We start from the raw sequence: 12,163 nt of genomic DNA, 5'->3' as shown, positions 1-12,163 counted from the left end.
GGAAGGGCACAGCCCTTCCTCCTGGACCTCCATCCCAGTTTTTCATTCGTTTTTAAAATTAACAAGTTATTTGACAGCCTCTTAATTTTTATTTTTCTCGATCAGCGCCACCGCCCGATTGACCACATTGGCCACCGTGTACCCAAAATGAGCCAAAACCTTTGATCCCGGCCCGGAAATCCCGAACTGATCGATACAGATGAAATCCCCCCACGGCCCGACCCAGCGCCGCCAACCGAACGAGGAACCGGCCTCGACCGCCAGACGATTGCGCAGCTCGGGAGGAAGGATGGATTTTTGATACTCTTCGGATTGCTGGGTAAACAGCTCCCAGGAAGGCATGGAGACGACCCGGGCGGCAATGTGGCGACTGGCCAACTCCTTCTGGGCCTCGACGGCCAGATGCAGCTCCCCACCCGTACCGATCAACAGAATGTCCGGGGTTCCCGGACAATCGGCAATGACATAGGCCCCCCGCGCCACCAGATCCGGATTGCCGGGAATGATCGGCAGGTTCTGCCGGGAGAGGATCATGGCCACGGGTTTTTTCATTCTCATGACGTGTCGCCAGGCCCCCATGGTTTCATGGGCATCCGCCGGACGCAACACAATCAGGTTGGGAATGATGCGCAAGGCCGCGACATGTTCGACCGGCTGGTGGGTCGGACCATCCTCGCCAACCCCCACACTGTCATGGGTCAGGATATAGATGGTATGCAGCCCCATCAAAGCCGACATGCGGATGGCACCCCGCATGTAGTCGGAAAAGACCAGAAAGGTGCCGCAATAGGGAATCCACCCCCCATGCAGGGAGATGCCGTTGATCATGGCCCCCATGGCATGTTCCCGCACCCCGAAGTGAATGTTGCGATCCGCTTCCCGCTCGATCAGGGTTTGCGTGGAGGCCCCCAGGTCCGCCGACCCCCCCAACAGACAGGGAAGAATCGGTGCCAGGGCATTGAGACACTTTCCCGAGGCCACGCGCGTGGCCACCGGAACTTGACCAAAATCCAGATTATTCAGGACTTTTTCCCAGTTGGCCGGCAGCTCGCCCCGGATCTGCCGCTGGAAGCGTTGCATCTCCTGGGGGAACCGGGTGTGATGGGCCTCCAGAATGGCAATCCACTCCGCTTCGGCATCCCGGCCTGCCTCGGCAACGCGCCGGAACACTTCGGTGACTTCCGGCGGAACCTGAAACGTGGCTTCGGGCCAATCGAAGTAGCGTCGGGTCTGCCGCACCGCCTCGGTACCCAGGGGTGCGCCATGCACGGTGGCCGAGTTGGCTTTGGGGGAACCATAACCAATCTCAGTCCGCACAATGATCAGGGAAGGACGCTCCACATCCTCCTGGGCCTCCCGGATGGCCAGCTCGATGGCGTTCAAATCCTCGCCATCTTCCACCCGCAGCACCTGCCATTCACAAGCCTCGAAACGCCCCTGGACATCCTCGGTGAAGGTGAGTCCGGTACTCCCTTCGATGGAAATGCCATTGGCGTCGTACAGACAGATCAGCTTGCCCAGACAGAGGTGACCGGCCAGCGAGGCAGCCTCGCCGGAAAGCCCTTCCATGACATCGCCATCGGAGAGGATGACGTAGGTAAAATGGTCCACAAGGGGCAGGAATTCGCTGCGGTTGTAGTTTTCCGCCAGGCGTCGTTCCGCGACGGCCATGCCCACGCCATTGCCGAGTCCCTGGGCCAGGGGACCGGTGCTGGTTTCCACACCCGGGGTGACACCATATTCCGGATGGCCAGGGGTGCGGCTGCCAAACTGGCGAAAATTTTTCAATTCATCCAGGGTCAGACCGTAGCCGCACAGGTACAACAGGGCATAAAGCAGGGAAGAGGCGTGCCCCGCCGAAAGAATGAAGCGGTCCCGGTTGAACCAGGCCGGATTGGCCGGATTGTGGCGCATGATGCGCGTCCAAAGCACGAAAGCCATGGGCGCAGCCCCCAGGGGCATCCCGGGATGTCCGGACTTGGCACGCTCCACCATGTCCACGGCCAGCATGCGAATTGTATTGACACAGAGGCGTTCCAACGCATCGTTATCCATGTACCTTCCCTGCCTACTGAGAATAGATTCCTTTGCCCCCTTCCCGGATCAGAAGAAGGGGGACGCAATTAGTATCACAAAATGCCGGACCGGGCACGGATGGATGCAAACAAAAATGCGCCCACAAAATTTTGCTGTTGCGGACGGCTCTTGCAGAACACCATTCAAAATTCGTAGGCCAATCTGCCCCACAATCCCAGACCCGGTCGCTGATAATCGTTGGGATAGGCGGGAAACGGGGGAATGCCCAGGGCCTCATAGTCCTTGACGATATCCGGCTTTGGTTCACGCATATCGGCATCAAGCAAATTTTTGATACCGGCCCGGAAGGTCAGGCCGGGAGTGATCAGGTTGGCAATGGTGCCGGTCAGATTGACTGTGCCTCCCCCTGCCAGCTTGTCACGGGGATCGTTGATGGCCCGATTGCAACGGCCTCTGTAATGGGTTTGCAACGCCAGGGAATAGTCCGGCAATGGCTGATAAATCATGCCCAGGTTGCCGGTCCAGTTGGAAGTACCGGGAAGTTCGTGGCGAGTGGCCTTGTCCCGGGTGGTCACGTAGGAGACGTTGGCATCCAGTTTGAGGTTGGAGGTCAGCTTTTTCTCCAGTTCCAGTTCCACCCCATTCAGGTCAACGTCCGCCACATTGGCGAAACGTTGCGTATTGCCGGTTGCGCCGGGTGTCAAATCAATCATGTCCCGCAGTTCCGAATGAAACAGGGTGAGGCGACCGACGCTCTCTTCGTCCCGATAGATATAGCCCAGATCAATGGTTTTTATGGTTTCCGGTTTGATATCAGGGTTGGAGCGCATCACAATGTTGTTGGAATACAGTTCCATGAATGACGGGGGACGAAACGCCGTGCCGTATTGGGCCTTGAAAATATGGTTGCCTGCCGGATGGTAGACCAGGGCCAGACGCGGGGCCAGGCTTTCGCCCACATCGCTGTAACGGTCATGACGCAACCCCAGGGTTGCAGACAAGGTATCGCTGGCCTGCCATTGCTCTTGAAACAGAAGACCCAGAATGCGCCGCTGGCCAGGATCCTCCAACACCCAGTCATACTGAGGCCCCCAACTCAGCATGGCAGACGTTGCCGCACCCGTCATGGGATTCACGTTGCTCAGGGTCCTGACATCCCCCAAACCCATGCTGGCCCAATCCACGCCCATGGACAGGATGTGCCGATCCCAACCCTTCCAGTCACCGAAAATACCTGTATAGAACTTTTTTTCCATGGCATGCGTACTCGCCACCATGCTGCCATCGGCAGCCGGATCGGCACGCTGCTGGTTGAAACCTGGGGGGGCAAAATAGGTGCGATCAATATCCAGCATATAGTCCGCATAACCCGCTTTCAGCGTCACCGGCAATCTGGACATGAGATCGAATTCATGTCTGATTTCGACGTTCTGGTTGCGATTTTCCGTGGTCAGTCGCTTGTCCTGGGCAGGAAGCATGTTGAGCAGACCCATCCCGTCACCGTTTGCCACCTGGGTAAACTGGGCGGTCAGGGAGGTTTTTTTGTAACCCAGTTTCATGATGGCAATGTCTGAGCGAATTCTTTCGTTGGTGTAACCAGGTGCAAACGATATTTTATCCATGCCGAAAGGGGCCAGACCGGCCAGGGTATCTTTTTCCACCCAGGCCGGGGTCCCATCCGAATCCCATCCCGCCAGATTGATGTTGCCATACCAATCCCCCTGAGATATGGCATACCGACCGCCACCGGCCACGGTATTGAAACTGCCATAACCGGCAAACACCCGCCGCCCCTGCTGATGGGTGATGACATTGACGACCCCACTGAAAGCATACTCGCCGTGGACCGCAGATCCCGGCCCGCGAATAACCTCAATACGATCAATCATCTCCACAGGCATGGAATAGATCGCCGTGCTGCCGGCAGTCAGGGTTTCCGTGAAAGGCAGATCATTGACGAGCAGTCTGAGCTTGCCGGTTGACCAGTTGCCGACCCCGCGGACCGATATGGTATAATTGCTTTCATTTTCAATAATTCCCGGCACCAGATTCATGGCTTCCTTCAGGGTGTGGATGCCACGCAGTTCCAGATCTTCCCCGCGCAAAACGGTCACCATGCCCGGGACAAAATCCGCATTCAGCCTGGTCTTGGTAGCCAGGCTCGTGGTCTCCTCCATCACCGCCAGCAAATCCTGGAATTGACGCTGGGCCAACGGATCTTCATTGGCTGAAGTCGTCTCCGCTGTGGCCACGGTCTGGGAATCCTTTGGAGGCTGGTCATCGGGCAGGCCGTCCATGGGCAGCAGAAGTCCGCTGCAAAGCATCGACAGAGCAAAAAGACCCTTTTTGTGCATTGCCCATTGCATGTCAAACACCTGTACTTGAAGAGTGGATGGGTCTTCTGCTCACAAATGAGCCAATTGCGATTTCGATGGAAGCCGTCCTGAAATAACCTTCTTTTCTCCCTTGTAATAACTTAAAGGAACAATCCACTGCAAGCCGCCCTGTTTTCGATTGCAGGCAAGGACACCGATTGGCAGAGAGGGGGGAGCGGTCATCGCCCCCCTGGACAACCCATTATTTTTTATCTTTTTTCTCTTCTTTCTCGGACTTGGGCTCTTCTGCCGCCTTGTGGGCGATGCCCGTATGGCAATCGATACACAATTGTCCTTCCTTCTGGGCTTTGGCATGTTTTCTCTGGGCCATGCGATCCTGTTTTTCGGGGTCCATGGCACTGAAATTATGACAATTCAAACACTCCTGCCCCCCGCGTGCCTTCATTTTTCCCCAAACCGACTGGGCCATGCCCCAACGACCTTTTTCAAATTTTTCCTTGGTGTTGTAGGTACCCATGATATGGTGATAGGTATCCTTGGCAGCCATGATTTTGGCCTGCATTTTGGCAAACCATCCCCCAACGCTGTTTGCCTGGGGAACATGGCAATCAGCACAGCCGACCCGCACGCCACTCCGGTTGGAGTAGTGAACGGTCTTTTTGTACTCTTCATAGGGCCACTGCATTTCGTGGCAGGAAACGCAAAACTCAGTTGAATTGGTGACGCCCAGCAACCCATTGAACCCGATCCAACCCACCATCCCGGCAATAAACCCGCCCAGCAGGAGAAACCCCATGGGTACCTGGGAGTTTGGCGTGCGCAACTGTTCCCATATCTTCTTGAGCCAGTTCATTTCCTCACCTTGCCTGGGTAGCCTGTTTTCAGAAGGGTTGCACGCGGTTGACCCGCACACTGCCGCAGCAATGCCTCCCCATGATTTCAATGTCCGGCGTGCGGACCGGAGATTCAATTTTTACATCAGGAAAGAATTTACGAAGAGATTGCGCCAGACGCAATCCGAAATCTGCACAAAATGTAACAGGGTGATACAAAAAATGGCAGATCCGGAACAAAATGTGTCGTGAACAAGCCGGGGAGTTGGGATAATCTGTCCCGGAGAGGGTTTGTCATGAGACAAGGGGGAACCAGCGCAAACGGAGCTTTCGACCATGAAAACACCCACCATCCTGACGGTGGACGACTCGGTCAGTATTCGCAAAATGATCGTCATCAACCTGGAAAACGCGGGCTACAAGGTCATCGAAGCCAAGGATGGCGTCGAAGCCATTGCCAAAATGGCCGAGACCCCGGTGGACTTGGTCATCACCGACCTGAACATGCCCCACATGGACGGTTTGACCCTGCTGCAACACCTGCGTGCCGATCCAGCCCACCATTTCACACCCATCCTGCTCCTGACCACCGAGAGTGACATCACGCTCCGCAATCAGGGCAAGGATCTGGGTGCAAACGGCTGGATCGTCAAACCGTTCAAAGGACAGGATCAGCTCTTGAAAGCCGTGCATCGATTTTTGCCGGCTCCACCGCCAAAAACCCCATCTTAGAATATGACCATCCCCTACTGTTGGCCAAACTCCGGCATCTGGTATTTGCGGAAACCGGAGGTGGCGACAGCAGCGGGCGGTTTCACCGGAGCCATCTCCGTCACCGGATCTTCATCCAGCGACAGTTTGAATTGGCGGTACTCGTACAAAAATTCATCCATCTCCCTGCTGGCACAGTTCAGGATGCGATAGTGTCCCGCGCCACAATGCCGGCACTGGGATCCGGAACCGGCCCAGCCAGGACCCACATGGAAACTGCCACGGCAGTCAAGCATGCCACAGCGAACCTCTCCACACCGATCACAACGGTAGATGCGTCCGGGATATCCATGGCAAACCGGGCACCGTATGGCATCGGAACGGAAACGAATCACGGGTTCACCCTCATCGGGGATGGGTTCACGATCGTCTCTCATATGCGGCCCCTGTATCAACTCGTCTGAAAACTGAAACTGAACAACAACCCTGGCAACCATGAATTCATGCATGATCCGCACCAGACACAATCCCCTGCCGGAATCACATCCAGGCACCAGGGTGACAACCTGCCCGGAGTGTGCCCTGCCGCAAAAACTGCCGGCACTCTCACCCCGAATCCGTGCCCTGCGCTGCCAACGCTGTGATCGGGTCCTGCGCCGCTTTCACCCGGACAGCCTGGACCGGACCCTGGCCATGGTGGTGACCGGATCCATCCTGCTGACCATGGCCATCCTGTTGCCGTTTTTGACCCTGGAACTGAACGGACAACTCCACGAGATCACCCTGGGAACAGGGGTTGCAACCCTCTATCAGTCCGGGTCATGGGAACTCGCCACACTGGTCCTGCTGACCAGCATTGTGGCCCCGTTGTTGAACCAGGCAGGCCAAATCTACGTATTGCTCCCCCTGCGCCTGGGAATAATTCCCCGCCATGCAGGACACATCTGGCGTCGGGTGTTGACCATCGGCCCCTGGAGCATGCTGGAAGTCTATCTGCTCGGCGTCCTGGTGGCTTATGTCAAACTGGCACAAATGGCCACCGTCACCCCCGGTCCGGCCCTGTTTTGTTTCACGGCGGCCATGCTCTCCATGATCGTTGGCCAATATTATCTGGACCCGGACCTGCTCTGGAGCCGGATGCCGGTTGCCGATCCCCCGGCTTCCCCAACCCGACAGTGTCCTCTCTGCGGTCTGGAAGCGACCTCTCATGCACAACCATGCCGCCGTTGCGGTCTGCACCCCGGGCATGACAAACCGGACAGCCTGAACCGTACCTGGGCATGGGTCATCACCGCCGCCATCCTGTACATCCCTGCCAACCTCCTGCCCATCATGACGGTCATTCGTGTCGGCCAGAAACAATCCGATACCATCCTGAGCGGCGTGGCCCATCTTGCCAACAGTGGCATGTGGCTTCTGGCCCTGGTGGTGTTTGTCGCCAGCATCCTGGTTCCCATCCTGAAACTCCTGATCCTCACCGGACTCCTCCTCTCCATCCACCGTCGCCAGAACAAACACCGCCGGCAACGCACGCATATCTACCGGTGGATCGAACTCATCGGACGCTGGTCCATGATTGACATATTCATGATTTCCATCCTGGTGGCCATTGTGGATCTGGGCGAAATCGCCACCATCCATCCCGGCCCGGGAGCCGTCTTTTTTGCCGCTGTGGTGGTGGTCACCATGTTGGCCGCCGAGGCCTTCGACCCGCGCCTGCTCTGGGTGAAAAATGACTGAAGAACAAAAAGGGCCATCCCCTTCCGAATCATCCGGCAGAAATTTCCAGAAGGTGGCAGATTTTTCTGCACCATCCGGCAACAATCTCCAGGATGCGGCTGCGTTTCCCGAAGCCGTACCCGTGACCCGGCTCACTTATTCTCCCTTCTGGCTGATCCCCCTGGTGGCGGCCATCATTGCCATCTGGACTGCCTACGACATCTGGTCCGAACAAGGCCCCCTGATCACCATCAACTTCAAGACCGCCGACGGCCTCCAACCCAACCGTACCAGGGTCAAACTCAAGGATGTGGAAGTGGGAAGCGTTGCCAAAGTCACGCTCAGTCCCGATTTGAGTCAGGTCATGGTGCAGGCCCGACTGGTCAAAAACGCCGCCCCGCATGTGCGCGAAGGAACCCGTTTCTGGGTGGTGCGTCCCCGTCTGACCGCCAGCGGCATCACCGGACTGAACACGCTCGTCTCCGGAGCCTTCATCGAAATGGATCCCGGTCCCGGCGAGCCTCACCTGACTTTCATCGGACTGGAAACCCCCCCCGTCGTGCGGCAGGGAACCCCCGGCAACCGCTTTCTGCTGCACTCGGAACGGCTCGGCTCCCTCACCGTCGGCTCGCCGGTCAACTTTCATGGCATTTCCGTGGGAGAGGTCCAGGGCTATGACCTGGCCAGCGACGGTCAGGGAGTCAACATTCATGTGTTCATCCGGGCACCCTACCACGAGCTTGTGCGCACCAATACCCGCTTCTGGAACGCCAGCGGCATCCAGGCCACCGTCGATGCCAATGGCTTGCGTCTCAAGGCCGCCTCCATCCAGGCCCTTCTCGTGGGCGGTATCTCCTTCGACACCCTGACCGACTCCAGCCGCAACCAACCCGCCGCCAACGGCACCCGCTTTCGTCTGTTCGATGATTTCGACAGCACCAACGAAGAGACCTTCACCCGCCGGATTGACTACATTCTCTATTTCGATGGCTCGGTACGCGGTCTCAACGTGGGTGCCCCGGTCGAGTTTCGTGGCATCAAGGTCGGCTCGGTGATGGATGTCCATCTGACCTATGACCCCAAGGATGCCACCATCCGCATCCCGGTCCTGATCCGTCTGGAACCGGAAAGAATTGTCGGCAGGGAAATGATCTCCTCCCCGGCAAAGGAACTTTTCGAGCCTTTGATCCGAAACGGCCTGCGTGCCCGCCTGGAAACGAGCAACCATCTGACCGGCCAGCGTCTGGTGGCCCTGGATTTCTACCCGGAAACCCCCATCCAGTTGCTGCACGTCAACGCCGACTATCCGGAACTGCCCACCATTCCCGGCAGCTTCGAAGAGATTGCCCAGGCCACGACTCATCTCCTGACCCGCTTGCAGGAGATGCCCCTGGAACAGATCAGCCAGGAACTCCTGGCCACGGTCTCCGGGACCAACCGCCTGGTGAATGGCCCGGAAATCACCCATTCCATCAAGGCATTGCAGGATTCACTTCATGCCATCGAACGACTGACGGCCGACCTGGCCAAACGCACCGGACCCATGGTCGATGCAACACGGAACACCATGGAACAGGCCAATCAGACCCTGGCCACCACCGGCAAACTCCTGGCCCCCGAGGCCCCGCTCCATTATTCTCTCGTGGAGACCCTGCAAGAGGTCTCTGCGGCAGCCAGGGCCTTGCGCACCTTGAGTTCCCTGCTTTCGCAAAATCCCCAATCACTCCTCTTTGGCCGCCAAAAGGAGGAAAAACGCTGACATGGCCTTGCATTCAGTCTGGAAACATGACCGCAGCCCCGGTGTTCGACGGACTCTCTGCCTGTGTCTCTCCTTCATGCTGGTCGCCTGCACCTCCACCGGAAGCCGGGACAACAGTGCCTTGTTGCGTCATTTTCTACTGACCCCCACCGCCACCGACCAACCTTCCATCCGTCCAGCGCTGCCAGCCGATTTTTCCCTGGAAATTCTCCAGGTCTCGATTCCCACCTACCTGAACCGCTCCCAGATCGTGACCCGGCCCGGCCCCAATGAACTGTTTCTTTCCGAAATACACCAATGGGGGGATACCCTGGCGGACAACATGACCCGGACCCTGGCCACCAATCTGGCCCATTTGCTGGGTCATGACCGGGTTTTTCCCCAGTCGCCGCGCCTGCTGTTGCCGACCACATACCGACTGGCCACCGAGGTGTACCGCTTTGAACAGGATGCCGATGGCCGGGTGGTTCTGGATCTGCTCTGGCGGCTGTTTGTCAGTCATGAGACAGTGCCCGTGGTGGAACGCCGCGCCCATTGGAGCAGCGATCCGCTCCCCGGCACCGATTATCCAACCCTGGTGGCCGCCATGAGTCGTCTGCTGGGTGATTTCAGTACCCGTGCCGCCCGGGAAATCGCCACAATCCGTCATCCTCGCCAGGCAGATTGAAAAGCCGGCAGAACCTTTTACAAGACCAGGATTGCGAAAGAGATACCCATGGGATTCACCCGACTGATTCTGCTTTTCATATTGGCATCCTTCGCCTATTCGTGGTTGCGCACGCGGTGGCGAAGATTTTTCAACCCGCCCAAACCGCAAGTCCCTCCCCTGTTCACCCCCCAACCTCTCGTGCCCTGTGATCATTGCGGCACCCGGATTCCCCTGAATACCGTCGTGCTGGATCATGACCGGATGTATTGCAATGCCCAATGTCACCAGGCAGCCGTTGGTCATAAATAATTGAATACATGAAAGAAGGTCCCCTCATGAACACAACCCTGCACACCCTGAACAATCACCGCAGCATCCGGGCCTATACCGATCAACCGGTTTCCGAAGAAATGCTCACCGCCCTGATCACGGCGGTCCAACACGCTCCCTCGTCCATCAACGGCCAACAAGTTTCCCTTGTGGTGACCCGCGACCCGGAAAAACGTCAGCGCATCAGCGCCATTGCCGGTGGCCAGCCATGGATCGCCCGGGCACCGGTCTTCATCACCCTGGTCATTGATTTTCACAAGACCGGTCTGGGCGTGGCCAAGGCCGGTGCAACCCAGATCATCCAGGAAAGCCTGGAAAGCACCATGGTCGGTGCCGTCGATGCCGGGATCATCCTGGGCAATCTGATGACAGCCGCCGAATCCCTGGGACTGGGCATTGTTCCTATCGGGGCCATCCGTGCCAACCCCCGCGCCATGATCGACCTGCTGCATCTGCCCCGCCACACCTTTCCGGTGGTCGGCATGTGTCTCGGCCATCCAGCCAACCCCTCCCACCCCAAGCCACGCCTGCCCCTCAACACCTTCCGCCACGATGAACACTACCAGGAGACCGGCCTGGCGGAAGCCATCGACCTCTACGACCAGACCCTGCAAGATCACTGGAAACAGGTCACCCGCAGCGCAGGCGAACCCTGGTCCACCAGCATCAGCCAGTTTTACAGCCGGATCTATTTTCCCAATGTCCATCCGGTGGCCCGGGAACAGGGTTTTCTCAACGATAAATGATCCGTTTGTAACCATTCAGAACCATTTCTAATCAAGGATTTGAACATGAAAGATTTTGTTGGGGCTCTGCCCCAAACCCCGCCAGGAGGAAGGGCAGAGCCGCTTCCCCCTGGACCTCCATCCCAGTCTTTCATTTGAGGGGCAGGCATGGAGATGGAACTGATGTTGCGGGCGCTGCAATTCGCTGCCGACAAGCATCGCCAACAAAAACGCAAAGATGGCATCACACCCTACATCAACCATCCCATTGCCGTGACCGAAACCCTGGCCCGGGTGGGAAAAATCACCGACATGACTGTTTTGCTGGGAGGAATCCTCCATGACACCCTGGAAGATACGGCCACCACGGCGGAAGAGTTGACCCACCATTTCGGCCCGACCGTGGCACAGCTCGTCCAGGAGGTCTCCGACGACAAAACCCTTCCCAAAGCCACCCGCAAACAATTGCAGGTGGAAAAGGCCGGCAGTAAATCCCAACCGGCCAAAATGCTCAAACTGGCCGACCTGTGCTGCAACATCACCGATCTTCTGACCAATCCCCCTCCCGATTGGCCCCTGGAGCGCCGCCAGGAATATCTGACCTGGGCAAGGCGTGTGGCTGCCGGATTGCGGGGCAGCAATCCCCCTCTGGAAAAGTATCTCGATGACCTGATCGACCGGGGAGTACTTTACTTATAGGAAAATATCCGGCAACGCACAGCCATCCATGGCCCGGTTTGTCCACACCTGCAATAGGTCAAGATCGGCAGCCAGCACTTGCACCTCAACCTGGGCAGGCAGGTCGGGAAAACGCCGCCGGAGTATTTGGAGCAAAACGTTGGCCATGCCTTTTTGGATACCTTCCTGAATGCCTTTTTGGATGCCTTCCTGAATGCCTTTTACCCTGCCATCTTCCAGGGCCTGCTCGATGGCTCCCCGTTTGTCGGCAATGGCAATCCCGGCGTTGTCGTAAAATTCCAACTCCTCTGCCGTCATGTTGGCAGCCATCGCCTTTTCAAACGCATGCCGAATCGGTGGCCAGGACATTTTTTCCGGAACGATTT

Annotated in this window: 12 protein-coding genes; 7 read left to right on the top strand and 5 right to left on the bottom strand. The window is 57.4% G+C overall.

Features of this window, described 5'->3' with window-relative positions:
• Positions 1-81: 81 nt before the first annotated feature.
• From tkt to HQL65_18065, 3 genes are all read right to left on the bottom strand, one after another.
• Positions 82-2,055, bottom strand: coding sequence for a transketolase (tkt, locus tag HQL65_18075; GenBank protein ID MBF0138144.1), 1,974 nt, complete (start codon positions 2,053-2,055; stop codon positions 82-84).
• Positions 2,056-2,219: 164 nt separating this feature from the next.
• On the bottom strand, positions 2,220-4,403 hold the full coding sequence (locus HQL65_18070) for a TonB-dependent receptor (GenBank protein ID MBF0138143.1): 2,184 nt from the start codon (positions 4,401-4,403) through the stop codon (positions 2,220-2,222).
• 211 nt (positions 4,404-4,614) lie between these two features.
• Positions 4,615-5,226, bottom strand: a complete 612-nt coding sequence (locus HQL65_18065; GenBank protein ID MBF0138142.1) for a NapC/NirT family cytochrome c — start codon at positions 5,224-5,226, stop codon at positions 4,615-4,617.
• Positions 5,227-5,542: 316 nt separating this feature from the next.
• On the opposite strand from HQL65_18065, the gene HQL65_18060 reads away from it, so the two are divergent.
• Complete coding sequence (locus tag HQL65_18060; GenBank protein ID MBF0138141.1) at positions 5,543-5,938, top strand: response regulator; 396 nt, start codon at positions 5,543-5,545, stop codon at positions 5,936-5,938.
• Positions 5,939-5,952: 14 nt separating this feature from the next.
• Here the strand turns inward: HQL65_18060 and HQL65_18055 are convergent, their stop codons facing one another.
• The gene (locus HQL65_18055; protein MBF0138140.1) at positions 5,953-6,354 is read right to left on the bottom strand and encodes a transposase; all 402 of its coding nucleotides are present in this window, start codon (positions 6,352-6,354) and stop codon (positions 5,953-5,955) included.
• A 70-nt stretch (positions 6,355-6,424) separates the two neighbouring features.
• On the opposite strand from HQL65_18055, the gene HQL65_18050 reads away from it, so the two are divergent.
• The 6 genes from HQL65_18050 (at position 6,425) to HQL65_18025 (ending at position 11,798) form a co-directional block, all read left to right on the top strand.
• Complete coding sequence (locus HQL65_18050) at positions 6,425-7,657, top strand: PqiA/YebS family transporter subunit (protein ID MBF0138139.1); 1,233 nt, start codon at positions 6,425-6,427, stop codon at positions 7,655-7,657.
• Complete coding sequence (locus HQL65_18045; GenBank protein ID MBF0138138.1) at positions 7,650-9,395, top strand: MCE family protein; 1,746 nt, start codon at positions 7,650-7,652, stop codon at positions 9,393-9,395. The genes HQL65_18050 and HQL65_18045 overlap by 8 nt, the downstream gene beginning before the upstream one ends.
• Before the next feature lies 1 nt (position 9,396).
• Positions 9,397-10,062 (top strand): membrane integrity-associated transporter subunit PqiC, encoded by a 666-nt coding sequence (locus HQL65_18040; protein MBF0138137.1) that lies wholly within the window; start codon positions 9,397-9,399, stop codon positions 10,060-10,062.
• A gap of 48 nt (positions 10,063-10,110) precedes the next feature.
• Positions 10,111-10,353: a hypothetical protein gene (locus tag HQL65_18035; protein ID MBF0138136.1), complete on the top strand. Its 243-nt coding sequence runs from the start codon at positions 10,111-10,113 to the stop codon at positions 10,351-10,353.
• Positions 10,354-10,379: 26 nt separating this feature from the next.
• Positions 10,380-11,120 carry an NADPH-dependent oxidoreductase gene (locus HQL65_18030; protein MBF0138135.1) on the top strand — a complete coding sequence of 247 codons (741 nt, stop codon included), beginning with the start codon at positions 10,380-10,382 and terminating at the stop codon, positions 11,118-11,120.
• A 153-nt stretch (positions 11,121-11,273) separates the two neighbouring features.
• Positions 11,274-11,798 (top strand): bifunctional (p)ppGpp synthetase/guanosine-3',5'-bis(diphosphate) 3'-pyrophosphohydrolase, encoded by a 525-nt coding sequence (locus tag HQL65_18025; GenBank protein ID MBF0138134.1) that lies wholly within the window; start codon positions 11,274-11,276, stop codon positions 11,796-11,798.
• Here HQL65_18025 and HQL65_18020 read toward each other — a convergent pair.
• On the bottom strand, positions 11,793-12,163 hold a 371-nt coding region (locus HQL65_18020), incomplete at its 5' end, for a hypothetical protein (protein MBF0138133.1). The genes HQL65_18025 and HQL65_18020 overlap by 6 nt on opposite strands.

The organism is Magnetococcales bacterium (assembly GCA_015228935.1).
Lineage (GTDB): Bacteria > Pseudomonadota > Magnetococcia > Magnetococcales > DC0425bin3 > HA3dbin3.
Note: the sequence above shows the minus strand (reverse complement) of the source record. Positions and strands in the feature narration are given on the sequence as shown.